The sequence below is a fragment of the Streptomyces sp. NRRL B-3229 genome, from assembly GCF_000719505.1.
Taxonomy (GTDB): domain Bacteria; phylum Actinomycetota; class Actinomycetes; order Streptomycetales; family Streptomycetaceae; genus Streptomyces; species Streptomyces griseorubiginosus.
Window position 1 is genome coordinate 78,271 of sequence record NZ_JOGP01000028.1, and the last position, 25,402, is coordinate 103,672.

Consider the following 25,402-nt stretch of genomic DNA (forward strand, 5'->3'; position numbering starts at 1 on the left):
CGGCCCGGGTTCAGGCCTGCGGCACCCGGAACGTGCTCAGGAAGGTCTTCAGCGCCTCCTGGTTCGCGTCGTCGTTCCAGCCGTCCGCCGGGGTCGTCCAGCGCAGGGAGTAGCCCTGGCCGCCGCCGATGAGGAAACCGCGGCCGAAGGTGCGCACCCGGGTGCCGTCGACCTCCTCGACCCACTGCATGTCGGCGGCCTCGTGGCCCTGGTAGGTCAACGCGCGGATGTCGCCGAGACGCTCGTAGCCGGGATGGTCCTCCAGCCCCGGCTCCACGTCGTCGCGCCACACGGCCACCGCGTCCGACCCCACGGCCTTGCTGAAGGTGACGGCGAGAGTGCGCGGGTCGCCGGTGGCGCCGAAGGTGACACGGTAGGCCAGGTCCTCCTGGCGTTTGGTGGCCAACGGCTTGAAGCCCTTGGGCAGCGCGAGGGAGAAGCCTTCGGGGGAGTGGTACACGCGGAACCCGGGCGGCAGGCCGGTCCCCGCGGTGGGTGAGGCCGACTTGGTCGGCGTGGGCGTCGGCGTCGCGGGCGCGGGGGACTCGTCGACGCGGTTCCCGGGCGTTGAGGCGGACGCGGACGGCGCCGGGGAGACGGACGGGGACGGCGGGGCCGGGGCGGGCGCGGAGGCCGAGGCGGACGGGGCGGGAGCCTCGCCGGTCGTCGTGGAGTCGCTGCCGGGCAGCGCTTTGGTGACCGTGAGGACGACGGCGGCCACCGCGACCACGGCCAGGGCGGTGCCCGCGATCAGGAGGCGGCCGCTGCGGCTGGGAGCCACGCCGGGCAGCCCGCGCAGCCGCTGCCTGGGTTCCTCGGGCGGTTCCGCGCCCGGATCCTCGCTGAGGACCCTGAGCAGGGCGTTGCGCACGGCCCACCGGTTCAGCCGCTCCTGGGAGTTCTTGCGCAGCAGCGCCTGCAAGGTCGGGGTGAGCGGGCCCGCCCGCACCGGGGCGCGCAGCGGCAACCGGTCGACCCCCTTCAGGGTGGCCGTGGGACGGTCGCGGTCCCGGAAGGGCGGGCGCCCCTCCACCAGCGTGTAGAGGATCGCGCCGAGCGCCCACAGGTCCGAGGCCGGGCCGATGCGCTCGTCACGGGCCTGTTCGGGGGAGGCGTACGAGGGTGCCGACAGCCTGGGGGCGAGGGTCGCGCCGGCCAGGCCGAAACCGGTGACCACGACCGAGCCCTCGTCGCGCACGAACACCTGGCCCGGGCTGAGTTCGCCGTGCGTGATGCCCTCGCCGTGGGCCGCCTCCAGCACCTCCAGCAGCTCCAGGCCCACGCGTGCCGCCCGTACCGGGTCGAAGGTCCCCTCCCGGGCGAGGAGTTCACCCAGCAGGACGCCGTCGACGGGTTCGGTGACCGTCCACAGGGCGCCGTCCTGCACCACGGCGTCGACGACCGTGGCGATCCGGCCGGGGGCGACCACCCGCATGGTCTTGGACATCCGCACGACGCCCCCGGCGGTGCGCAGCGCGGTCTCCTCGTCGGTGGAGGCCGGGAGCCCGATCTCGGTGAGCAGACATGGGCGTTCGGTCGAGACGTCCTCGCCGTACCAGCAGATCCGGTTGGTCTCGCGATGCAGGACGTCCAGGGGCCGGTACCGTCCGGCGAGCAACTCGTGTGCGGAGACGTGCGCCTTGACCATGGTCATCCTTCGCTGAACCCCTGGCTCTCACCTTTCACAGAGGTACGGCGGGTGCGGCGGGGTCTGTTCAATCAATTCCCCAACCGGTGGAATCCGCTTTCTGGCCGGTCGGCGCCCGGTCGATATCTGACGCAGAAGTCAGTACAGCGAACGGAGTCGGACAGCCCCTCAACGCAGTCCGAACCGCTCGGCCCACGTCATGACGTCGGTGGTGGTCGTGTTGCCGCCGCACACCACGAGACCCAGCCGGCAGTCGTCACCGACCCGCTCCAGCACCCGCCGGGCGGCGGGCAGGAGACAGCCGGCCGCCGGTTCGCCCCACACCTTGGCGTGGTCGGCGAGGTCCAGGCAGCCCTGGACGGCCTCCCGGTCCGGCACCACGAGAACCTCGGTGACCAGCGCCGCCGCATGCTCGTACGTCAGCTGCGAGACGGCTGGGGCGCTCAGCGTGGACACCACCGAGGACAGCGCGACCGGGACCGGCCCGCCCGCGGCGAGCGCCCGGGACATGGCCTCGGCGCCCTCGGTCTCCACGCCCCAGACCCTGACCCCCGGACGGCGGGCCTTCAGCGCCGCCGCGACTCCGGCGATCAGACCGCCGCCCCCGACGCTGACCAGGACGTCGGTGAGGTCGTCCGCGTCGTCGGCGAACTCCATTCCGACCGTGCCCTGTCCGGCGATCACCAGCGGGTCGTCGAAGGGGTGGACCAGCGTCAGCCCCTCGTCCCGCAGCCTGTTCACGAGCGAGAACGCGCCGTCCATGTCGTCCGTCAGCCGCAGCGACGCACCGGCTGCCGCCACGATCTCCACGGAACGGGCGGGCGCCGACCGCGGCATCACCACCGTCGCCTTGACGTCGAGCGCGGCGGCCATGTGGGCGAGGGCGATCCCGTGGTTGCCCCCGCTGACCGCCACGACCCCGGCCGCCCGCTCCGCCTCGCTCAGCGACACCAGCTTGGCGGTCGCCCCGCGCGCCTTGAACGAGCCGGTGCGCTGGAGCAGTTCGAGCTTGACGGTGACGGGAGCACCGAGCAGCGCGGACAGGCCGGGGCTGGGCAGGGTCGGCGTGCGGACGACGTGCTCGGCGATCCGCCCGGCCTGCCGCTCGATGTCCGTGATCCCGATCAAGACGGTGTTCCTTCCGACAAGACGGTGTTCCTTCCGGGAGGGAAGTCCTTTCGCACCCTGTCCCGGCGGACGGCCGTCGGTCAACTCGGCGTGCGGGGCGTCAGAGGTCGCGTCGCAGCACGTGGTCCAGGAGCGGCCGCAGCGCCTCCACCCTCTCGGCCGACACCATGTGACGGCGCGCCTCGGCCAGTGCGGCCGCCCTGCCGCCGCACTTCTCGACCAGGGTCGCGACCTCCTCGGGGTCGGCGTCCGCCGCGAGGAGCCGGGCCAGGCGTGCCGCCGCGGGGGTCGGAGCGCCAAGGGCGGCCAGGACCGGGAACGTCTTCTTCCGCTCCCGCAGATCGCCGTGCACCGGCTTCCCGGTGACCAGGGGGTCGCCCCAGATGCCCAGGACGTCGTCCACGATCTGGAACGCCACGCCCAGGTGCCGTCCGGCCCGGTCCAGCGCGGCCACGTCGGCGGGCGGTGCCCCGCCGAGCAGGGCGCCGAGCGCGGCCGCGCAGCCCAGCAGTGCCCCGGTCTTGCCCTCGGCCATGACCCGGTACTCCTGCGTGCCGACCCGCTCAGGGCCCCGCCAGGGACGCGTGGCGAACAGGAGGTCGTCGGCTTGACCGCGGACCAGGTCCCGGAGCGCGGTGGACAGCAGGCGGACGGCCCCGGCGCCGGAGTCGGCCAGGGTCTCCACGGCCAGGGCGAACAGGGCGTCGCCGGTGAGGACGGCCGGGCCCGTGCCGTACGCCTTCCACACCGTGGGGCGGCCGCGGCGGGTCGGGTCGGCGTCCATGATGTCGTCGTGGAGCAGGGAGAAGACGTGCACCAGCTCCACGGCGACCGCCGCCGGCACCCCGGCCTGCGCGGGCGCGCCGGCCGACTCGGCGCCCAGCACGGCGAGTGCCTGCCGTACGCCCTTGCCGCCGGACGCGTCGGCCGGAGTGCCGCCGACCTCGCACCAGCCGAAGGAGTAGGCGGCCATCTCCCCGACCCAGGGGTGCAGCCGGCCGACGGCCTCCCGGAGCGCGGGCCGCACCAACGCGCGGCAGCGGGTGAGGACTTCGGGTGCGGTCAGGGTCGTCACCGGACCGCCTCCGCCCGCACGCCGAACTCTGCCCGCACGCCGAACTCCTCCTGGGCCCGTGCCACCATCTCCCGGGCGTGCCGCAGCCCGGTCCGCTCCAACACCCGTGCCAGATCGTCCAGTTCGGCTGCCGTCTCCGCCCGGTCGCGGCCGAGGCGGGCCAGGGACTTGGCGAGCCCCAGCCGCGCCAGCGCCTCCCCGCGCGGCTCGCTCATGGCGCGGAACTCCGCCAGCGCCTCCTCGTACAGCTCGCGCGCCTCGGCGTAACGCCCGGCCCGGTAGAGGACGTTGCCGCGCATCTTGTGGTTGTAGGCCAGCGCGCTGGAGAGGTTCATCGCGCGGCAGGTCGACTCCGCCTCCGACAGCAGGGCGAGGGCCCGCTCGGTGTCGCCGTCCCGCACCGAGGCGAGGTCCGCGAGCCCGCGCAGTGCCCAGGCGTGGCCGCGCCGGTCGTCGGCGTCCGCGGCGATCCGGGCCGCCTCCTCGAACATGGCGAACGCGGTGTCGTAGGAGCCCGTGTTGCGGTGCATCTGCGCGATGCCCGACAGCGCCCACACCGTGTGCCTGGCCTCGCCGCGCCGTCTGGCCTCGGCCAGCAACTGCTCGTGCAGCCTGCCGACCGCCTCGTAGTCGCCCTGGATGCGGCCGGTCTCGGCCAGCCCCGCGAGCGAGTAGCCGCGCACGACGACATCCCCGCCGCGCTCGCCGAGTTCGGCCGCGAGCCCGAGCAGCCGCCGGGCGAGGGCGAATTCACCGCGCTGCCGGGCGAGGGTGCCGCCGCTCCACAGCGCCCACGCCCTCCCCGCGGTGTCCTCGGCCCGGCGGGCGGCCCGGTAACTGGCCTTCCAGGCCAGGTCGGCGTCGGCGATCCGCCCGAGCCGGCGCTGCGCCTCGGCGACCGCGAGCCCGGAACGCGCCGCCTCAGCGTGCCGCCCGGCCCGCTCGGCCGTTCGCAACTGCTCGATGCCGGCGGCCAGTACGTCGTCCAGCGAGGAGTTCACGGAGAGGGAGGTGAGGGCGCCCTGGTACTCGGGGGCGAATGCCTTGCCGTACATGCATGCCTTTCCGTCGGTATACACCCCATCTATACATGCCGCGTATACATGGTGCGTATAGTGCGTCGAAAGTGAGCCCCGGCCCGGGGGCCGGGGCTCACCTGTTGCCGATCAAGACGTGGACGGAGCCGGACGGGTTGCCTGTGAGGCGCAGATCACGGCGTGACGTGTCCGAGCCGACGCACCTTGTACCGGGGCGTCAGTGCTGCTGCGCCTTCTGCGGCGTCGCCTCGCTCGGTCGTACGACGACGTAGCCCGACCCCTGGAGCATCAGCTGCACCGCCTCGCCGGAACCGCCCCGCAGCATCGAGCCGATGGACTGCGAACGGTGCAGCGAGGTGCCCAGGCCAGCGGTCCAGCCGACGACCGCGTCGGTGTCGACGTACACCGGGAACTCGGGGGCGACCGGAATCACCAGCGGATTGCCCTCGCAGACCAGACCGAGCCTGCCGTGGCCGCTGAACACACTGTTGAAGAGACCGCCGCCCGCTATGCCCGCGCCCTTCACGGTCGAGATCCGGTACGCCAACGAGGCATCGAAACACAGGACTTTGCGGCCGTTGACCGTGAACTCGTCACCCGGTTCCACGTCGACCATGAAGCAGTTCTGCGCCTCGTGCGCGAACCAGGCCTCACCCTGGCCGCGCACCGCCATCAGAGGCAGCCCCTCACCGGTGACGGCCCGCTTGAGCATGCCGCCGACGCCCTGGCCCTTGCGCTCGAACTGGAGATTGCCGCGGTAGGCGACCATCGCCCCCTGGCGGGCGAGCATCTCGCCGTGCACCGCGTACCGGATGCACTTCGCGTTCTCGACCGTCATGCCCGGCGCGGTGGCCGGCTGCACCATGTGCTCACTGGAAAAGAGGTCACCCTTCATGGGGGCATCCTGGCCCGGAGCGCTTCCCTCCGCCAAGATCCCGGCCGGTGCGGGACGTTCGGGGCGGGAAGTTCGGCGCCGGGAGTCCGGTTCGTGAAGTCCCGTGCGGGAATCAGCCGCCGAACAGCTGCGTCCAGTACGTGCCCGCCGGACCGCCGCCCGCGAAGCCGACCCCGATGTGGGTGAAGCCGGGCTTCAGGGTGTTGGCGCGGTGCCCGGGGCTGTTCATCCAGCCCTCGACGACCTCGGCGGCCGAGCGCTGTCCGCACGCGATGTTCTCCCCGATCGAGCGCCGGGTCGAGCCCGCGGCGGCGGCCCGGTCCCAGGGCTGGGTGCCCTCGGGCGAGGTGTGCGAGTAGAAGGCACGGGCCGCCATGTCGGTGCTGTACGCCTGCGCGGCACGGGCGAGACGGGGATCGGCGGCGAGGGGCGGCAGGCCGGCCCCGGTGCGCTGACGGTTGGTGAGGACGACCACCTCGTCGACGGACCGGGCGAGATCGGAGGTGGTGAGGGGCCTGGCCCACAACGCCGTCCAGTACGTGTCGCCGGAGCGGCCCCCGGAGACGTACGCCAGGCCGGCGTCCGTGAAGGCGGGGTCTTGCAGGGTGCGCCGGGGCTGCTCGGTGCGCAGGCAGTACTCGACGAACTCGGACGGGTTGCGCGGACCGGAGACGAGGTGCTCGCCGACGGTGACGTACGTGTACCCGGTGGCGGTGACCCGCTGGAACACGGAGACACCGTCCGGCCCCTCGACGCCGAGGCGTCCCGAGGAGGCCATCGCGGAGGCGTGGGCGCGGGCAGCTCGGGTCAGGCGGGCGTCGAGGGCGACCGGGGCCGAACCGGCCTTGCCTCGGGCCGAGTTGACCAGTGTCAGGAAGGTGTCCAGGTCGGCGGAGAGCGCGGGGGAGGGGGACGTGGGGGCGAGGCGGGGAGCGGGCGGCGCCGGGGGTGTCGCACGTATCGGAGGTGCCGCAGGTCGCGGAGACGGCAACGACGCGCCGGCCCCCGCGGTCGTCGGTGTCTCGTCCGCCACCTCCACGCCGAAGTCCCGCGCCAGACCCCCGAGTCCGTCCGCGTACCCCTGCCCGAGAGCCCGCAGCTTCCAGCCGTCGCCCCGGCGGTAGAGCTCCGCGAGCAGCAGCACCGTCTCCTGCCGTGGCAGCGGTGGCGTGAACCGGGCCAGCGCCCCGCCGCCCACACGGGATACCTCGAGAACCGGGACGGGCAGTCGGCCCAGGGGAGTGGCGGGGTCGGCCGGGCTCACGACCACCGCGACCCGGGCGGCGTCCGCACGCAGGCGGCGCGGATCGACCGTCAGCGTGTCGCCCGAGAGCAGGGCGCCGGGAGCCGAGGGCTGGTTGTAGAAGACGAAGTCGGCATCGCCGCGGACCTTGCCGCCCTCGTCCGTCACGAGCGCGGACACGTCGAAGGGGCCGGTCACCCGCACGGTGACGGCCCCCTCGGGAAGGGGCAGATTGCCCCCGGGTACCAACTCGTTCATCGTGCCGCCCTGGTGTCGTCGTCCGCAGGGAGCAACGCCCACCGGGCACCGGGGGTTCCCCGCCCGGACTCAGTCCAACGGGACCGCCGGCGCCATGTCCTCGTGCCGCTCGGCCGGCGCCTTGCCCCGCGGAGCCCTGCTCTCCGGGCTGCCCACAGCCTTCGTCGCCTTGCCGCAGAACGCGGAGTCCAGGGTGCGCAGCATGGTGTTGAGGACGGTGCCGTTGTTGGACGTGTTGGCGACCGCGGCCAGCGTCCGCTTGCCGTCCTTCGAGGCGAACGCGTAGGTGTAGAAGCCCTGCACGGCGCCGGTGTGGCCGTACACCGAGACCCCGCAGGACAGATCACGGCGGCGCAGCCCCAGGCCGTACGCCTGACCGGTCCCGGAGGACGGCAACCACTTCTCCATCTGGGCCAGTTGCGCCGCCGAGGTGAGCCGGCCCCCGAGCAGCGCGGACAGGAAGGTGTTCAGGTCCCGGGTGCTGGAGATCAGCGCGCCCGCGCCCTGCGCCCACGACACGGTCTGCTCGGTGGCGTCGACGAGCGGCGCGCCCGCCTGGTCCGGGGTGAGATAGCCGCGCGCGTACCGGCCCGGGATCTTCGTGCCCGGGTGTACGTAGAACGTGTCGCTCAGCCTCAGCGGCGCGATGATCCGGTTCTGGTACTCGGTCCGCACCGGGTTCCCGGTCAGCTTCTCCACCAGCATCCCGGCGATCACGAAGTTGGTGTTCGAGTACGAGTACACCGCGCCCGGCGCGCTCGTGCGCGGCTTGCGCAGCGAGAGCTTCACCAGCTCCTCGGGGGTGAAGACCCGCTTGCGGACCGCCTCGAACCCCGGCACCGTCCTGGCGAACATGTCGTTGGTGTAGTCGTAGAGCCCGCTGCGGTGGCCGAGCACCTGCCGCACGGTGATCCGGTCGTCGGGCAGCAGCCCCGGCAGATAGCGGTTGACCGGCGCGTCGAGCGTCAGCTTCTTCTCGTCGACCAGTTGGAGCAGCACCACGGCGGTGAACGTCTTGGTGACACTGCCGATGCGGAACCGGTCGGTGTCGGCCATCGCCCGCGCGCTCCCGCGGTCCGCGACCCCGGCGGCGGCCCGGAACACCGTGCCCCGGTCCTCGACCCGGACCATCGCACCCGGTGCGCCCTGGGCCAGCGCGGAACGCAACACGCCGCGCAGACCGGCGAGATCCACCGCGGGTCCGGTGGGCGAATCGGCCTGCGCGGGGCTCGCGAGCAGGGGCAGCAGGACCGCCCCGGCCACCGTCCCGACGAGCACTCTCACAGATGTCATCCGGCTCTTCTCCTTGGCTGAGCACAGCAACGGCACAGGCGATTCTGCTTCTTTTATTGACGTCGGAAAAGAATCCCCCTAGGTTCCCGACCATGCGCCCCACCTCCAGCGCCGAGACCTTTCCCGCCAACACCCCAGCCGCCTCACAGGTGTTCACCGCCGTCCTCTCCCACGGGCCCCTCGCCCGACTGGAGGTGTCCCGGCGTGTCGGACTGTCACCGGCCGCCGTCACCAAGGCGGTCCGCCCCCTCATCGAGGCCGGCTACCTGGTGGAGGGCGCGGACGAGGAGGCCCGCCCCGCCCTGGGCAGGCCCGCCAACCTCGTCCGGGTGGACGGCGGACGGGCCCTGTTCCTCGGGGTCAAGGTCACCGGCGACGAGATCATCGGCGTCCTCACCGACCTGTGCTGCCGTGTCCGGGTCGCCCGGCACCTGCCCCTGCCGGACCGCGATCCCCGGACAGTGCTCTCGGGCATCGCGGAACTCGTCGAGCGGCTCCTGGCCGAGACGGACGGCTCCGCGGCCCCCGTCCTGGGCCTGGGCATAGCCGTCTCCGGCGACGTCGACCGGGGCGAGGGCACCGTGCGCTACTCGCCCTTCCTGGAGTGGCGTGACGTCCCGCTCGCCGAACTCGCCGGAATGACCACGGGGTTGCCGGTCACCGTCGACAACGACGTACGCGCCCTGACGGTCGCCGAGCAGTGGTTCGGCGCCGGTGCGGGCCTGTCCGACTTCGCTGTCGTCACCGTCGGCGCCGGCATCGGCTGCGGACTCGTGGTGCACGGCCGGGTGGTCGCCGGGGCCCATGGAGTGGCCGGCGAGATCGGCCATGTGACCGTCGACCCGGCCGGCCCGCTCTGCCACTGCGGCAACCGCGGCTGCGTCGAGGCGATCGCGGGGGAGGCCGCGATCGTCCGGCAGGTCCGCGAGGCCACCGGCGTGCAACTCACCCACCCGGAGCAGGCGCTGGCCCTGGCCCGTGAGGGCGTCGCCGGAGCCCGGGAGGTGTACGCCCGCGCCGGCGAGGCGATCGGCCGGGGCATCGCCACCGTCGCCAACCTCCTCGGCCCCGAACGCGTGATCATCTCCGGCGAGGGACTCGCCGCCTACGACCTGTTCGCCGAGCAGATCCGCGACGCCTTCGTCACGGCCGCGTTCGGCTCCGCCGCCCAGTGCGACGTCCGCACCCGTCCGCTGCCCTTCGAGGAGTGGGCACGCGGGGCCGCCGCCACCGCCATCCAGTCCTTCATCACCCCGGACACGAGCCGATAAGAACCCGCACCCCATTGGAGGTACGACCCATGCGGTCATCCTCGTACTTCGCCATGCCCGCGCGAGCCCTGCTGCCCGCAAGAGCCCTGCTGGTGCTCGCCCTCACCACGGTCGCCGTCCCCACGGCCCACGCCGCCGACACTCCCGCGGCCGTCCCCGCCGCCGACACCCCAGCCGTCGCCTCCACCGCCCCCGCCGCCAAGCCCTACATGGGCTGGTCCAGCTGGAGCATGCAGTCCTCCAAGTACCCCGGCCTCAACCCGGACGGCGACTACAGCTACCTGACCGAGGCCAACGTCCTCAAGCAGACCGACGCCCTGGCCGCCAAGCTGAAGAAGTACGGCTACGAGTACGTCAACATCGACGCCGGCTGGTGGATGGACAAGAGCTGGAAGTCCGGCTTCGACCGGTACGGCCGCCAGAAGCCCGACCCGGTCCGCTTCCCCAACGGCATGAAGGCTGTTGCCGACCGCATCCACGCCAAGGGCCTCAAGGCCGGCATCTATCTCCCGGCCGGCCTGGAGAAGGCGGCCTACGGCGACGGCAGGACCCCGATCCGGAACGCCGACGGCTGTACCACCGCCGACATCGTCTACGACGACCTGCGCACCACCAACGGCTGGGACAGCGCCTACAAGCTCGACTTCACCAAGCCCTGCACCAGCAAGTACATCGACTCGCAAGCCCAGTTGATCGCCGACTGGGGCTACGACTTCCTCAAGCTCGACGGCGTAGGCCCCGGCTCGGGCAAGAGCGGCGACCAGTACGACAACGTTGCCGACGTCGCCGCCTGGCACCGGGCGATAGCCGGCACGGGCCGCCCGATCCACCTCGAACTGTCCTGGTCCCTGGACATCGGACACGCCGCCGACTGGAAGAAGTACTCCCAGGGCTGGCGCGTCGACACCGACGTCGAGTGCTACTGCAACACCCTCGTCAGCTGGGAGAACTCGGTCGACGACCGCTGGGACGACACCCCGGCCTGGACCCGGCACGCGGGCCCCGGAGGCTGGAACGACCTCGACTCCCTCGACGTCGGCAACGGACAGATGGACGGCCTCACCAAGGCCGAACGGCAGAGCTACGCCACCCTGTGGGCCATCGCCAAGTCCCCCCTCTACACCGGCGACGACCTCACCCGCCTCGACTCCTACGGCCTCGCCCTGCTGACCAACCGCGAGGTCATCGCGCTGAACCAGGGCCCCAACCCGCCCGCCCACCCGGTCACCCCGTCCGACCCGCAGCAGGTCTGGGCGTCGAAGAACCCCGACGGCACCTACACCGTCGCCCTGTTCAACCTCGCCGACGTCCCCGCCGCCGTCACCGCCGACTGGACCAACCTCGGCTTCACCGGCACGGCGGCCGTCCGGGACCTGTGGAACCACGAGAACCTCGGCACCTTCAGGAATAAGGTCACCCAGGCCCTGCCCGCCCACGGCTCCCGCCTGTTCACGGTCACCCCGCACGGCACCGCGCTCACGTACACCGGCTACGAGGCCGAGTCCGCCGCGAACACCCTCGCGGGCAACGCCTCCGTCGGCGACTGCTCCGACTGCTCGAACGGAAAGAAGGTGGGCAACTTGTACCTCGGCGGCAAGCTGACCTTCAACGACGTGACGGTCGCCAAGGCCGGCACCTACCAGATCAAGATCTCCTACATCAGCGGCGACGCCCGCTCGGTGGACGTCTCGGCCAACGGCGGCGGCGCCACCCGCCACAAGCTCCCCGCCACCGGCGACTGGGGGACCGTCGCGAGCGTGTACGTGCCCGTGACGCTCCGGGCGGGCGCCAACACGATCACCTTCGACAGCGGCGCCGACGGCTACGCGCCGGACCTCGACCGGATCGACGTCCCGAAGTCCTGACCGAGCGACGTCTTGACCTAGCCATGTCCTGACCGAGTCATGTCCTGACCGAGTCATGTCCTGACCGAGTCATGTCCTGACCGAGCCACCAGGAGCCGCCATGCCCCCCGCCCCTTCCCGACGCGGTGTTCTCGGACTGACCGCCGCGCTCGCCGCCCTGCCGGTCTTCCAAGCCACCGCGGCACCCCGGAGACCCGCCGCCGAAGCCGCCCTCGACACCGACCCGCGCCACCGGCTCTGGTGGCAGGCCCCCGCCGACGAGCACTCGATGCTCGAACAGGGCCTGCCCGTCGGCAACGGGCGCCTCGGCGCCCTCGCGAGCAACGACCCCGGCCGCGAACTGCTCCTCGTCACCGACGCCACGATGTGGACCGGCGGCCTCAACGACACCCTCGACGCCGACGGCCAGTTCCCCTACGGCCGCCAGGACTTCGGGTCCTTCACCCTGCTGGCCCGGCTCACCGTGGACCTCCCCGACCACGACCTGTCCACCGTCTCCGGCTACCGCCGCACCCTCGACCTCGACCGGGGCGTCAACGGCACCTCGTACGTCCGCTCCGGTGTCACCTACCACCGGGAGATCTTCGCCAGCCACCCCGACGACGTCATCGTCCTGCACTTCACCCAGAGCGGGGGAGGCCACTACACCGGCACCATCACCCTCGAGGGCACACACGGTGAACAGCCCGCGGTCTCCTTCGGGGCGACCCTCCCGAACGGGCTGCGCTACGGCGCCGCGATCACGGCGTACGGCAGCGGCGGCCGCGTCCGGGTGAACGGCCCTGACATCACCTTCGCCGGATGCCGGGACCTGACCGTGGTGCTCAGCGGCGGCACCGACTACGCGCCCGACGCGGCGGCCGGCTTCCGCGACCCGTCCCTCGACCCCGAGCGGCTCGCCCGCACCAAGGTCCGGGCGGCGGCCCGGCACCCGGCGGCCACCCTGCTCCGCACCCACACCGCCGACCATCACGCCCTGTACGGGCGGTTGGGTCTCTCCCTCGGCACCTCCACCGCCGACCAGCGGTCCCTCGACACCTGGGAGCGACTCCGGGCGCGCGCCCGGGACGGCATGCCCGACCCCGAACTCGAGGCCCAGTACCTCCAGTTCGGCCGCTACCTGATGATCGCGGGGTCACGCGGCAGTCTGCCCCTCAACCTCCAGGGACTGTGGCTCGACGGCAACGACCCGGACTGGATGGGCGACTACCACACCGACATCAACCTCCAGATGAACTACTGGGCGGCCGACCGGACCGGCCTCTCCGCGTGCTTCGACGCCTTCACCGACTACTGCGTGGCCCAACTCCCGTCCTGGACCGACCTCACCCGCAGGCTGTTCAACGACTCCCGCAACCGCTACCGCAACTCGACCGGAAGGAACGCGGGCTGGACGGTCGCCATCTCCACCAATCCCTTCGGCGGCGGCGGCTGGTGGTGGCACCCGGCGGGCAACGCCTGGCTGTGCAACTCCCTCTACGAGCACTACGAGTTCACCGCCTCGCGGGCCCATCTGGAGAAGATCTACCCCCTGCTGAAGGGCGCCTGTGAGTTCTGGGAGGCACGGCTGCTGCCCATGACCCTGCCCGGCACCGCACGGGAGGTCCTCGTCGCCGACAGCGACTGGTCGCCCGAGCACGGTCCCCTCGACGCCAAGGGCATCACCTACGCCCAGGAACTCGTGTGGACCCTGTTCGGCAACTACTGCACGGCCGCCGCCGAGCTGAAGAAGGACGCGGGGTTCGCCGCCACGATCGCCGGCCTCCGCAGGCGCCTCCACCTCCCCGAGGTCAGCCCCACCACCGGCTGGCTGGAGGAGTGGATGTCCCCCGACAACCTCGGCGAGACCACCCACCGCCATCTGTCCCCGCTCGTCGGGCTGTTCCCCGGCGACCGCATCCGCCCCGACGGCTCCACCCCGGCGGACCTCGTCGAGGGCGCCACCGCCCTGCTCACCGCCCGCGGCATGGAGAGCTTCGGCTGGGCCAACGCCTGGCGCGCCCTGTGCTGGGCCAGGCTGAAGGACGCGGACAAGGCATACCGGCTGGTGGCGACCAACCTCCGCCCCTCCACCGGCGGCAGCAACGGCACCGCCTTCAACCTCTTCGACATCTACGAAGTGGAAAAGGGCCGCGGAATCTTTCAGATCGACGCGAATCTGGGTACTCCCGCAGCGATGATCGAGATGCTGCTGTACTCCCGCCCCGGCCACCTGGAACTCCTGCCCGCCCTGCCCGACGCCTGGGCCGCCGCCGGCTCCCTCACCGGAGCGCCGGCCCGCGGCGGATTCGTCGTGGACCTGCACTGGCGTGAGGGGAAGCCGACCGAAGCCCGGATCCGCAGTACCGGCGGCCGCACCACGACGGTCGCCCACGCGGGAAGCACCCGGACGGTGACGCTGAAGCCGGGGGCGGCCGTCACCCTGAGGGGGTTCGGCCGATGAGGCGCCGGACCGTCCGTCGCGCCCGCCTGCTCGCCGTCACGGTCGCGGCTGCCATGCTCCAGGCCACCCCCTCCCTCGCCGCGGTCGGCCCGCCCGACGGTGTGATCACCTGGGGCGCCAGTGCCTACCGCATCGGCGACTCGACCGCCGACCGCGGCTACCGCATGGTCGTGCACACCAGCGCCGGCGGCCGCGACCCGCGCGTGCGGCTCTCCAACGCCTTCGGCGACCGCCCGGTGACCTTCGACAGCGTCTACGCCGGCCTCCAGCTGAAGGGACCCGACCTGGTACGCGGCAGCAACCGCCGGCTCACCTTCGACGGCTCGGCCTCCACGGTCGTGGAACCCGGCTCCACCGTGTACAGCGACCCGCTGCCGGGCAGCCTCCCCGCCGGCTCGGACCTGGTCGTCAGCCTCCACACCCCGGACGCGGCCGGCCCGGTCACCGGCCACGGCATGGCCCTTCAGACCTCGTACGCCACCCACGGCGACCACACCGACGAGGAGAGCGGCGCCCACTGGACCGACACCATCGGGTCCTGGTTCTACCTCGACGCCGTCTCGGTGCGCACGCCGGGCGCCACCGGTGCCGTGGTCGCCCTGGGCGACTCCATCACCGACGGCTGGCATTCCACCGACGACCGGAACCGCCGTTGGCCCGACTACCTCGCCCGCCGCCTCCAGAAGGCGCACACCACCGTCAAGGGCGTGGCCGACGAGGGGATCTCCAGCAACAAGGTACTGGCCGACGGCGGCGGGCCCAGCGCACTCAACCGGCTCGACCGGGACGTCCTGTCCCAGCCGGGCGTACGGACCGTGTTCCTCTTCGAGGGCGTCAACGACCTCAAGGCCCACAGCGGCGTCACCGCGCAGGACCTCGTCGGCGGCTACCGCCAGATCGTCGACCGGGCCCACGACGCCGGGAAATGCGTCGTCATCTCGACCATCGCCCCCTTCAAGGGCTGGTCCGAGTGGGACCCGGCCGCCGAGGCCGTACGGCAGCAGGTCAACGACTTCATCCGCGGCCACCGGAAGGAGTTCGACGGCGTCACGGACTTCGACCGCGTCCTGCGCAGCCCCTACGACCCCGAGCGGATGCTCCCGTTCCTCGACGGCGGGGACCACATCCATCCCAACGACAAGGGGATGCAGGCCATGGCGGACTCCGTCGACCTCAACTCCCTGGAGTGCGAGCGCCGTTAGTCACGGACCGCCGTCTCCGGGACGATCAGCCCCTGCCGGTAGGCGACGGCCACGGCCTCGGTGCGGCTCGCCGCGCCCAGCTTGGCGAGGATGTTGGAGACATGCACACTGGCCGTCTTGCCGGTGATGAACAGCTCCTCGCCGATCTGCCGGTTGCTGCGCCCCCGGGCGAGCAACCGCAGCACGTCCTGCTCACGCGCCGTGAGCAGCGACGCGCCGGAGGCCGGGGCCTCGGCCAGCCGGCCGCGCCGGATCAGCTCGTCCACCCGCTCAAGGAGCAGCTTGGCGCCCAGCCGCGCGAACACCTCACGAGCGGCCAGCGCCTCGACCGCGGCCTCCGCACGCCGGTCGGCCGCGAGCAGGGCCTCCGCGTACCGCAGCCGGCAGCGCGCCGGTTCGTACACGTCACCGAAGTCGAACGCGGCGACCGCCTTCGCCCACGCCTCGGGATCGGGCCCCGACACGGCCCGCTTCCACTCCGCCTCCGCCCGCGCCAGCCACGCCTGACCTTCCGGACCCTGCGGTACCCCACCGTGCACGGCGAGGGCCCGGGCGGTCTCCACCAGCTCGCCCGCGGTCTCCGCCCACCGACGCGCCCCTTCCTGGTCCCCCTTGAGACGCAGGTCGGCGGCCCGGTCGGCGACAGCGGACAGGGCGAGGGCCGCCAGCCGGACGGTGACGTGGGGACGCGTTCCGGCGTCGTCGGTGAGGACGTCGACCGTGGACCGCATCCGCTCCACAGCGGCCTCCGCGTCGCCTTGCAGTGCCGCCGCCTCGGTCAGCGCGATGCCCGCGACCAGCGCGGCCATCCAGTCGAACGGCCCCTCCAACAGGCTCCGAGCCCGGTCGGCGGCCCTGAAGTCACCGCGCGCGAGCGCCACGTAGAGCGCCGGCCCGACCCTGTACCCCCCGGCCGCGGGCAGCACCTCGGCATCGCTCGCCGCCGCCCGGACACAGTCGTCCCAGCGGCCCAGCGTGTACAGCACCAGCAGTTGGAGATAGCGCATCTCCATCGGGTACGGCGACGACAGCAGCCCGGCCCGGCGAGCGCGGTCGAGTCCCTCCGTGATCCAGGGCAGACACTCCTCGAGGTGCCCGGATTCGTAGGTGCCGACGGCGAGGTTGAACAGCGCGCGCATCTCCACCGGAGCGTTGCCGGAGCTGCGCGCCAGGTCCCGCGCCCGCCGCAGCCGCTCCCGCCCCTCCACCGAGCGGCGGCCGTCGCCCTCGATGACCGCCAGGGAGATCAGCAGATCCGCCTGGGCGTCGGCCACGTCCAGCTCCTCCGCCCTGCTCAGGGCCTGCCGGGCGACCCGCCGCGCGGTCTCGTTCTCCCCGACATGGCGGGCGGCCAGCACGTGCGTCGCCGCGGCCCAGACCCAGGTACGCGACGGGGGCTCGGCGGGGATCATGGCCAGCGCCTCGCTGCTGTAGGCGAAGGCCGCGGTGAGGTTGTCGACGGTCATCAGATTGCCGGCAAGGGTGTACCGCACCCGGGCGGCGAGTTCGGAGTCCGCCTCCTGGCCGGCACCGGCGAGCGCGGCCCGCGTGAGCGAGACGGCCCGGTGCAGTTCTCCGGTGTGCGCGGCGGCGGCCGAGGCCCGCAGCATCAGCCGGACCCGGTCCACCCCCTCGCCGGTGGGCCGCGCCGACGGCTCGACCGCCGACCACAGATCCAGGGCCGCCTCCAGATGCCGTAGCTCCTCGGCGGGCGCCCCCACCCGCTGGGCGTGGTCCGCAGCCTCCAGCGAGGCGGCGAGCGCGGACGCCAGGTCATGGCTCTCGCGGTAGTGGTGGGCCCGCTCCGCCGCGCTCTCGGACCGCGGCCCGCGCCCTTCGATCAGCCGGGCGAACGCCCCGTGCAACCGCGCCCGCTCACCCGGCAGCAGATCGGCGTACACGGCCTCCCGGGCCAGGGCATGGCGGAACGCGTAGGTGTCCCCCTCACCCGGCACCAGCAGCTGCCGCCCGATGGCCTCCCGCAGCGCCCCCTCCAACTCCTCCTCCGGCAGTCCTACGGCGTCCCGCAGCAGGTCGTGCTCGACGCGCCGCCCGGCCACGGCGGCGGTGCGCAGCACCTGCTGAGCGGTGTCGGACAGCTGCTCGAAGCGGATCAGCAGCACATCCGCGAGCCCACTGGGCACTCCGCCGTCCCCGCTCCCGGTCGCGGCGAGCAGTTCCTCGGCGTAGAAGGCGTTGCCCTCGGCCCGCTCGACGATCCGCCGCACGGTGGTGTCGGACAGCGGCCCGTCCCGCAGGGCCCGCACCAGCCGGGCCACCTCGGCGTCCGGCATCGGCCGCAGCTCCAGCCGCTCCACGGCCGACAGCCGTACGAGTTCGGCGAGCAGCGGCCGCAGCGGATGCCGCCGGTGCAGGTCGTCGGCGCGATAGGAGGCGAGCACGGCCAGCCGATGGGTGGGCGCCCCGCCCGCCGACCGCTGGAGGATCCCCCGGCTGAGCAGGAACCGCAGCAGATCCCGCGAGGACTGGTCGGCCCAGTGCAGATCCTCCAGGACCAGGAGCAGGGGAGCGATGTCCGCGAGATCGGCGAGCAGCCCGGCTATCCCCTCGAACAGCCGCAGCCGGTCACCGGCCTCGTCGGCGGAGCCGCCCCCCATGAGCCGCTCCACCACGGGATACGCACCGAGCGCCGACGCGAACCGCTCGTCCTGCGCGACCGCCCCCAACACCTCGGTGAACGGCAGGTAGGGCAACCCGACGTCCCCGAGATCGACACAGTGCCCGGTGAGCACGGTCATTCCGTCCGCAGTGGCCTGCCCCGTGACCTCGTTCAGCAGCCGCGTTTTACCGACCCCGGCATCCCCGGCGACGAGCACGGCCCGGGCTTCCCCACCCCTGGCCCGCTCCAGCACACTGAAGAGCCCGGCAAGCTCGTCGTCCCGTCCGATGATCGGCGTACTGCTGGAGATCTGCGACACAAGAACATCCTGGCACTCGACACTGACAGCGCAATGAGCCACCCAGGGGCGCGGGGCTGTGTCGATTTGCGGCTCCGCCGCGTGGGCGCGACCAGCCACGACGCGTCCGCAGCCGCCATCGGACAGACGACCCCGACTTCATCGGCGCAACGTCCGAGCCCAATCTGCCGGCACCCGCCCCGCAGGCCCCGGCGCAGGCTGAGACTCCGGGTGACTCACCGGCGGAGCCAACCCCGGCCCCGCCTCGAACATCTCCTCCGTCTCGAAGTTCCAGAACCACTCCTCACCCGGCTCGAAGCTCCGCGCCAGCGGATGCCCGGTCTCCCGGAAGTGCCCGCTCGCGTGCTGACCGGGAGAGGAGTCGCAGCACCCCACATGCCCGCACTGCGCACACCGCCGCAGGTGGAACCACCATCCGCCCGCCGCGTCGCACTCCACGCACCCGTCCCCGCTCGGCGGCACGCTCGGGTCGATCCCCTTGATGTCGGTCACTCCTGCTCCTCGGTCGTGTCGTCGGGGTCCGCGGCGGTCAGCGGAAGCAGCACCTGGAAGCGGGTGTCACCGGGCGTCGACTCCACCTGGAGCGTCCCGTGGTGCTTGTTGACCACGATCCGCCAGGAGATGTCGAGCCCGAGCCCCGTCCCCTCGCCGACCGGCTTGGTGGTGAAGAAGGGGTCGAAGATCCGCCCGCGGATATCCGCCGGCACCCCCGGCCCGGTGTCCCGGAACTCCACCAGCAGCCGGTCGTGCTCCAGCGCGGTCCGGACGGTCAACGTCCCCTCCCCGCCTACGCTGTTCATGGCCTGCACCGCGTTGTCTATCAGGTTCGTCCACACCTGGTTGAGCTCGGCGGGGTACGCCGGGATCCTCGGCAGGGTCCGGTCGTACTCCTTGACGACCTTGATCTGCTGCCCGATCTTCCCGGACAGCATCAGCAGCGTGCTGTCGAGGAGTTCGTGGACGTCGGCCACCTGGTAGGGCGCCCGGTCCAGCTGGGAGTACTGCTTGGCCGCGTCGACGAGGTGCGAGATGCGGGCCGTGGAGTCGTTGATCTCGTCCATCAACAGCTCGGTCTCGACGGTGTAGTTGAGCCAGCCGATCGCGTTCGGCAGCATCTCCTCGTCGAGGGCGGCCGCGACCTGGTCCAGCCAGTCGACGTCCAGCCCGGCCTGCACGAAGGTGGGCGCGATCCGCCAGCCCTCCTGGATGCCGTGGTCGTCGAGCCAGTCGCCGAGCGCGTCCTCCCGGTCGGAGGCCTCCAGCGGACTCAACGTCGGTGCCTTGGCGACGCGTTCGGCCGTGCGCTCCTGGATGTCGATGAGGTTCGCCATCACCTCGGGGCTGTACGAGCCCTGGGCGATGATGCCGAGCTTGTGGCGCATCTTGCCCACCCGCTCGCGCAGGGTCGCCGTGGCCCGCACGGCCGCCGCGGCGGGGTTGTTGAGCTCATGGGTCAGTCCGGCCGACAGGGAGCCGAGCGCCAGCAGCCGCTCCCGCTGCCCGATGGCCCGCTGGGTGTTCTTCGAACCGAAGAACAGCCCCTCCAGCAGGTGCACGGCCATCGGGAACCACTCCTGCATGAAGGCCGCGAACGTCTCCGAGGGCAGGACGAAGAACCGCGAGGGCTCCGTGACCCGCATCGAGCCGTTGTAGGTCTGCTGCACCCGGTCACCGAGGTACGCCTGCATGGATCCGGCGTAGACCCCGCGCTGGGAGGTGCGGTTGATCTCGATGTCGTCGCCGCCGACCCGGCGGGAGAGCACGATCGTGCCCTCGATCATCACGTAGAAGCAGGTGGCCGGTTCACCTTCGGCGTACACCGGACCGGGCTCGAACTTCTCGACCCGCCCCGCCGCGCACAACTGCCCCAGCTGCTCGGGGGACAGCTTCTCGAACAGGAACAGCGACCCGATCTCCCCGGGGCTGCACGGCATCAGCTGCCCGCTCACGACTGCTCCAGATACCGGTGGACGAGCATCACTGCCATGGCTCCCTCTCCGACGGCGGACGCGACCCGCTTCGCGGACTCGGCGCGCGCGTCGCCCGCGACGAACACGCCCGGAATGTTGGTCTCCAGGTGGTACGGCGGCCGGTCCAGCTCCCAGCCCGCCGGCGGCCGGCCGTCAGGAGTCAGGTCCGGCCCGGCCAGGATGAACCCGTGCTCGTCGCGCAGCACCGTGCCGTCCAGCCAGCCGGTCAGCGGAGCCGCGCCGATGAACACGAACATCCACTGCGCGTCGACGCGCTCGGTCTCCCCGGTCCGGGTGTTGCGCAGGGTGAGCTGTTCCAGGTGGTCGGAGCCGTGCGCGGACTCGACGACGGTGTGCGCGCGGACCGAGATGTTGGGGGCGTCCTCGATCTGCTGGATCAGGTAGTACGACATCGACGCGGCGAGGTCGGGGCCGCGCACCAGCAGGGTCACCGACTTGGCGCCCCGCGACAGGTACATGGCCGCCTGCCCGGCCGAGTTGGCGCCGCCGACGATGTAGATGTCCTGACCCTGGCAGGAGGCCGCCTCGGTCAGCGCCGAGCCGTAGTACACCCCGCATCCGGTCAGGTCCGTGCAGCCGGGCGCCTCCAGCTGCCGGTAGGAGACACCGGTCGCCAGGATCACGCTGTGCGCGGCCACCGCCGACCCGTCCGAGAAGCGCACGGTACGGGCCGCGCCGTTGATCTCCAGGCCCGCCACCTCACGGGCGGTGAGGATCTCGGCGCCGAACTTGGTGGCCTGCCGCCGGGCCCGGTCGGTGAGCTGACCGCCGGAGACACCGTCGGGGAAGCCCAGGTAGTTCTCGATCCGGGAGCTCTGTCCGGCCTGCCCGCCGGTCGCCGAGCGCTCCACGAGCACGGTCCGCAGCCCCTCCGAGATCACCACCGGCAGCCGCTGCCCGTCCTGCCCCGCGGCGGTCAGCAGCCGCTGCCCCTCGGGCTCGTCGGTGGAGTACCAGCGGTACGGCACCTGGTTGCGGGCCAGGAACTCCCGGACGTCCGAGGAGCGGGCCGACCAGCGGTGTCCGATCACCTTGGTGGCCGGGACGGGCCGGTAGTCGCTGGACCGCCACGCCTCCAGGAGGTCGTCGAGGACCGGGTACAGCTTCTCCTCGGGCGGGTCCCAGGGCTTGAGGAGGTAGTGGTCGAGGTCGACGACGTTGATCGCGTCGATCGCCGCGTTGGTGTCCGCGTACGCCGTCAGCAGCACGCGGCGGGCCCCCGGATACACGTCCAGGGCCTGTTCGAGGAACTCGATGCCGTTCATCTGCGGCATGCGGTAGTCGGCCAGGATCACCGCCACGAGGTCGCCGCGCAGCTTCAGCTCCCGCAGCGCCTCCAGCGCGGACTCGCCGGACTCCGCGCGCACGATCCGGTACGACTCGCCGTAGCGCCGCCGCAGGTCGCGGGCGACGGCACGGGAGACCCCCGGGTCGTCGTCCACGGTCAGGATGACGGTCCGCGCCGATTCGGCGGCCTGTGCCATACGTCTCCCCACCCCGGGCGGTCCGTGGGGGCACGGCGCCCCCCGTGGTCACCGGCCCGGTCCCGCCCATCGTATGTTCGATCGCCCGGCTTCGCGCCGGGATGACGGACCCTGCCGGGGGCAGGCCCGGCGCCGGCCCGGCACGCGAAAGCGTGCGTCGGGCTCGGCGCCGCCCGGGCCGCGGCAGCGCGGTTCAGGCCCGGCGCTGGCCCAGCACGCAGAACTCGTTGCCCTCGGGGTCCAGGAGCGTCACCCACGACTGCTCGCCCTGCCCGATGTCCGCGTGCCGTGCGCCCAGGGCCAGGAAGCGGGCGACCTCGGCCTCGTGGTCGTCGGGCCGGAAGTCGAGGTGGAGCCGGTTCTTGACGGTCTTCGCCTCCGGCACCGGCACGAACAGCAGCCCCGGGATCCGGTCCTTCTCGGGACGGATCTCGAACTCGTCGGGGGAGTCCTCGACCACCACCCAGCCCAGCGCCTCGGCCCACCAGCGCCCGAGGGCTGCGGGGTCGGCCGAATCCACGATCACTTGCTCCCATTCCAAGGTCATTCCGGCAGCGTAGTGAAGACTGGGGTCCTACGTCACCGCGATAAAAGGAGGCCACCGCATGCCCGGCCCGATCACCGCAGGCATCGACGGAACCGAGGAGAGCCTCGCCGCACTGGGCTGGGCCGCCCGGGAGGCGGTCCGGCGGGGTACGGGGTTGCGGGTGGTGCACGCCTGGCGGTTCCAGTCGTACGAGGGGATCGACGCCGGCGACCGGGACACGCAGGCTAACTGGGCGCGGGACGCGATGGCCGAGGCCGTGCGGGCCGTCACGAGGCGGCACACCGGCCTCGAGGTGGACACCGACCTGGTGGAGGGCGGCAGCGTGGACGTGCTGGTCGCCGCCGCGGCCGACTCCGAACTGCTGGTGCTGGGCTCCCGCGGGTACGGCCCCGTGGTCGGCTTCCTGCTGGGCTCGGTCGGCCGGCAGGTGATCGCCGAGGCGACCCGGCCCGTCGTCCTGGTCCGCGCGGGCGACCAGGGCACCGCGGAGGCCGCGGGGCACGAGATCGTCGTCGGTCAGGAGGGTGACCCGGAGGACAGCGCCGAGACCCTGCGGTTCGCCTTCGAGACAGCGGCCGCCCGGGGAGCCACGGTCCGTGCCGTGCGGGCCTGGACCCTGCCGCCGGTGTTCGCCTACAGCCCCGGCTCGCTCAAACTGCTCGACGAGGCCGGCGGGTTGGAGCCGTACGAGAAGAAGGCCCTGGCCGCCGCCCTCCAGCCGTGGCGGGAGCGCTTCCCCGAGGTGCCGGTCGCCGAGCACGTGGAGATGGGCAGCGCCGGCCAGGTGCTGCTGTCGATGTCGGTACGGGCGCAGCTGATGGTCGTCGGCCGCAGGGCCCGCCGTACCGCCGTCGGCGCCCGCATCGGCTCGGTCGCGCACGGCGTCCTGCACCACGCCGACTGCCCGGTGGCGGTGGTGCCGCACAGCTGAGTCACTCGGCGGTGGCGGGGGTGGGCTGGAGCGTCTCGCGGGCCTTGGGAAGGATGTTCGTGATGTAGTCCTCGACCGCCGTGTCCAGCCCGATGTCGTGCTGGGCCCGCTCGGACAGGTACCAGCGGTGTTCGAGCAGCTCGTGGTAGATCTCGGCCGGGTCCATCGAGCCGCGCATCTCCGGTGGCACCGCCCGCACGGTCGGCCGGAAGACGTCCCGCACCCACCGGTGGGCGAGCACCTCCGGGCGGGCGCCGAGCGGGTCGCCCGGGGCGTAGTCGTCCTGGGTGGCCATCCAGCTCTCCAGGTCGTTCAGCAGCCGCCGGGCCTGGTTCTCCTCGGTGTCCAGGCCGGTCAGGCGCAGCAGCTGGCGCTGGTGGTGGCCGGCGTCCACGACCTTCGGCACGAACGTGACCGAGTCTCCGTTCGGGGCGTGTTCGATCTGCATCTCGGCCACGTCGAAGCCGAGGTCGTTCAGCCGCCGGATCCGGCGCTCGATGAAGTGGTACTTGCCCGCCGGGTACACCGACCTGCGCGTCAGCTCGTCCCACAGGCTGCCGTAGCGCGAGCAGATCTCCATGCCGAACTCGATGGCGTCCACGGAGGGGTGCAGTGCCCCCGAGGCCTCCAGGTCGAGCAGCTCGCCGCTGATGTTGACGCGGGCGAGGTCCAGGTCGTAGTCCCGCTGCCCGGGGCTCAGCTGCGGATGCAGGTCACCGGTCTCGGCGTCCACCAGGTAGGCGGCGTAGGCGCCCGCGTCGCGCCGGAACAGCGTGTTGGACAGGGAGCAGTCGCCCCAGGCGAACCCCGCCAGGTGCAGCCGGACCAGGAGAACGGCCAGGGCGTCCATCAGGCGGTGCATGGTGGCGGGCCGCATGGTCGTCTCGAACATCGAGCGGTACGGCATCGAGCCGCCCAGGTGCCGGGTGACCAGCACCGACTCCAGCGGGGCCTCGTCGGTGTCGGTGCGCCCGGTGACCACGGCCAGCGGGTCGACGGCCGGGATGCCGAGCCGGTCCAGGTCGCGGAGCAGCTCGTACTCGCGCAGCGCCGGGCGCTCGGCCAGCTCCTTGACGGCGATGACCTCGTCGCCGGCGCGCGCGTAACGCACCACGTGCCGGGATATACCGCGCGGCAGCGGGACCAGGACCTCCTCCGGCCACTCCTCCAGCGGCACGTGCCAGGGCAGTTCGAGCAGGAGCGCGGGATGCTCCGGGTTCGTCGCGCTGATCTGCAGTGCCATGGTGCGGTGTCCTTGTCCGGCCGGTGATCGTCACCTCACCTTAGAGCGCGCGGTCCCGCGCCTGAAGTGCCGCTTCACGGACCGGACCGCGGTGCACAGGACCGTGCCCGGGAAGCAGGGCGTCGCCCTCCAGTTCGGCGAGGACGTCCAGGGAGGCCACGGCACGCGGGCGTTCGTGGTGGAACATGTCCGGCAGCAGCTGGGGCCCCTTGACCCGGGACGTGGCGTGGCCGCTCACCAGGGCGTCGCCGGAGATCAGCACCCCGCGCTCGGGAAGGTGGAAGGCGCAGTGCCCGTCGGTGTGGCCCGGCGTGTGCACGGGCACCGGACGGCCGGGCAGGTCCAGGGCGCCCTCGGCCGGGAACGGCTGCGGGGAGGCGACCGGCACATGGGCCGTGCCGCCCACGCGGATCGCGTGCACCGCCCACGGCAGCACACCGGGCCGCCAGCCGTTCTTCAGGACCGTCCCCACGGACACCTGGTGCAGGAAGTCCCGCCGCGCGTGGGGCACTTCGGCCTCGTGCAGATAGACCGGCGTGCCGTAGGCGGTGCGCAGGTACTCGGCGGAGCCCAGGTGGTCGTTGTGGGCGTGTGTGATCAGGACGGCGGTGACCGCCTCCGGTGAACTGCCCACCTCGGTCAGGGAGGCGAGCAACTGCTCCCGGTCGCCCGGGTAGCCGGTGTCGACGAGCGTGGCGGAGCTTCCCTCGGTCAGGATCACCCAGTTGGTGTTGCTGCCGTGCACCAGATAGGTGCCGTCCGCGACTTGCTGCACGCCCGCGCTCATGATCGCCCCGCCCGCTGAGTACCTGCCCGACGGCACACAGCAAAGCAGACGCTCAGCCGATCCGGAGCGGCGGGTACCGGTCCTCCAGCGCTCAACTTCCCCCGCACTTCGGGCCCCTGCTC

At 72.3% G+C, this 25,402-nt stretch carries 19 protein-coding genes; 5 read left to right on the forward strand and 14 right to left on the reverse strand.

Going from position 1 to position 25,402, the window contains the following annotated elements:
* Window positions 1-10 precede the first annotated feature (10 nt).
* From IF54_RS0133820 to IF54_RS0133850, 7 genes are all read right to left on the reverse strand, one after another.
* The gene (locus IF54_RS0133820) at window positions 11-1,654 is read right to left on the reverse strand and encodes a serine/threonine protein kinase (RefSeq protein WP_030325832.1); all 1,644 of its coding nucleotides are present in this window, start codon (window positions 1,652-1,654) and stop codon (window positions 11-13) included.
* Window positions 1,655-1,816: 162 nt separating this feature from the next.
* Window positions 1,817-2,776 (reverse strand): threonine/serine dehydratase, encoded by a 960-nt coding sequence (locus IF54_RS0133825; protein ID WP_030325833.1) that lies wholly within the window; start codon window positions 2,774-2,776, stop codon window positions 1,817-1,819.
* Window positions 2,777-2,876: 100 nt separating this feature from the next.
* Entirely contained in the window at window positions 2,877-3,851 is a 975-nt protein-coding gene (locus tag IF54_RS0133830; RefSeq protein WP_030325834.1) for a polyprenyl synthetase family protein, read from the reverse strand.
* Window positions 3,848-4,906, reverse strand: coding sequence for a tetratricopeptide repeat protein (locus IF54_RS0133835; RefSeq protein ID WP_030325835.1), 1,059 nt, complete (start codon window positions 4,904-4,906; stop codon window positions 3,848-3,850). The genes IF54_RS0133830 and IF54_RS0133835 overlap by 4 nt, the downstream gene beginning before the upstream one ends.
* A gap of 199 nt (window positions 4,907-5,105) precedes the next feature.
* On the reverse strand, window positions 5,106-5,783 hold the full coding sequence (locus IF54_RS0133840; protein ID WP_030325836.1) for an AIM24 family protein: 678 nt from the start codon (window positions 5,781-5,783) through the stop codon (window positions 5,106-5,108).
* Between the two features lie 112 nt (window positions 5,784-5,895).
* Entirely contained in the window at window positions 5,896-7,284 is a 1,389-nt protein-coding gene (locus IF54_RS0133845; protein ID WP_030325837.1) for a CAP domain-containing protein, read from the reverse strand.
* A gap of 69 nt (window positions 7,285-7,353) precedes the next feature.
* Window positions 7,354-8,577 carry a serine hydrolase domain-containing protein gene (locus tag IF54_RS0133850; RefSeq protein ID WP_030325839.1) on the reverse strand — a complete coding sequence of 408 codons (1,224 nt, stop codon included), beginning with the start codon at window positions 8,575-8,577 and terminating at the stop codon, window positions 7,354-7,356.
* Between the two features lie 92 nt (window positions 8,578-8,669).
* Between IF54_RS0133850 and IF54_RS0133855 the strand changes: the two genes are divergently transcribed.
* The 4 genes from IF54_RS0133855 to IF54_RS0133870 all read left to right on the forward strand — a co-directional run bounded on the left by IF54_RS0133855 (window position 8,670) and on the right by IF54_RS0133870 (window position 15,358).
* Window positions 8,670-9,848: an ROK family transcriptional regulator gene (locus IF54_RS0133855; protein ID WP_030325841.1), complete on the forward strand. Its 1,179-nt coding sequence runs from the start codon at window positions 8,670-8,672 to the stop codon at window positions 9,846-9,848.
* A gap of 29 nt (window positions 9,849-9,877) precedes the next feature.
* Window positions 9,878-11,713, forward strand: a complete 1,836-nt coding sequence (locus tag IF54_RS0133860; RefSeq protein WP_030325848.1) for an alpha-galactosidase D — start codon at window positions 9,878-9,880, stop codon at window positions 11,711-11,713.
* 100 nt (window positions 11,714-11,813) lie between these two features.
* The gene (locus tag IF54_RS0133865; protein ID WP_030325849.1) at window positions 11,814-14,156 is read left to right on the forward strand and encodes a glycosyl hydrolase family 95 catalytic domain-containing protein; all 2,343 of its coding nucleotides are present in this window, start codon (window positions 11,814-11,816) and stop codon (window positions 14,154-14,156) included.
* Window positions 14,153-15,358 carry an SGNH/GDSL hydrolase family protein gene (locus IF54_RS0133870; RefSeq protein ID WP_030325851.1) on the forward strand — a complete coding sequence of 402 codons (1,206 nt, stop codon included), beginning with the start codon at window positions 14,153-14,155 and terminating at the stop codon, window positions 15,356-15,358. The genes IF54_RS0133865 and IF54_RS0133870 overlap by 4 nt, the downstream gene beginning before the upstream one ends.
* Here IF54_RS0133870 and IF54_RS0133875 read toward each other — a convergent pair.
* The 5 genes from IF54_RS0133875 to IF54_RS0133895 form a co-directional block, all read right to left on the reverse strand.
* On the reverse strand, window positions 15,355-18,297 hold the full coding sequence (locus IF54_RS0133875; RefSeq protein WP_030325853.1) for a helix-turn-helix transcriptional regulator: 2,943 nt from the start codon (window positions 18,295-18,297) through the stop codon (window positions 15,355-15,357). The genes IF54_RS0133870 and IF54_RS0133875 overlap by 4 nt on opposite strands.
* 138 nt (window positions 18,298-18,435) lie before the next feature.
* Complete coding sequence (locus IF54_RS0133880; protein ID WP_030325855.1) at window positions 18,436-18,789, reverse strand: UBP-type zinc finger domain-containing protein; 354 nt, start codon at window positions 18,787-18,789, stop codon at window positions 18,436-18,438.
* The gene (locus IF54_RS0133885; protein ID WP_030325857.1) at window positions 18,786-20,246 is read right to left on the reverse strand and encodes an ATP-binding protein; all 1,461 of its coding nucleotides are present in this window, start codon (window positions 20,244-20,246) and stop codon (window positions 18,786-18,788) included. Before IF54_RS0133885 ends, IF54_RS0133880 begins: the two co-directional genes overlap by 4 nt.
* Window positions 20,243-21,772, reverse strand: a complete 1,530-nt coding sequence (locus IF54_RS0133890) for an FAD-dependent oxidoreductase (protein WP_030325859.1) — start codon at window positions 21,770-21,772, stop codon at window positions 20,243-20,245. Before IF54_RS0133890 ends, IF54_RS0133885 begins: the two co-directional genes overlap by 4 nt.
* A gap of 193 nt (window positions 21,773-21,965) precedes the next feature.
* A complete protein-coding gene (locus IF54_RS0133895) occupies window positions 21,966-22,319 on the reverse strand; it encodes a VOC family protein (protein WP_030325861.1) in 354 nt (117 codons plus the stop codon).
* Between the two features lie 58 nt (window positions 22,320-22,377).
* On the opposite strand from IF54_RS0133895, the gene IF54_RS0133900 reads away from it, so the two are divergent.
* A complete protein-coding gene (locus IF54_RS0133900; RefSeq protein ID WP_030325863.1) occupies window positions 22,378-23,250 on the forward strand; it encodes a universal stress protein in 873 nt (290 codons plus the stop codon).
* A 1-nt stretch (window position 23,251) separates the two neighbouring features.
* Here IF54_RS0133900 and IF54_RS0133905 read toward each other — a convergent pair whose 3' ends face one another.
* Together IF54_RS0133905 and IF54_RS0133910 are read right to left on the reverse strand one after the other, a co-directional pair.
* Window positions 23,252-24,493, reverse strand: coding sequence for a DUF4032 domain-containing protein (locus tag IF54_RS0133905; protein WP_030325865.1), 1,242 nt, complete (start codon window positions 24,491-24,493; stop codon window positions 23,252-23,254).
* 40 nt (window positions 24,494-24,533) lie between these two features.
* Complete coding sequence (locus tag IF54_RS0133910; RefSeq protein WP_030325866.1) at window positions 24,534-25,280, reverse strand: MBL fold metallo-hydrolase; 747 nt, start codon at window positions 25,278-25,280, stop codon at window positions 24,534-24,536.
* Window positions 25,281-25,402: the final 122 nt, after the last annotated feature.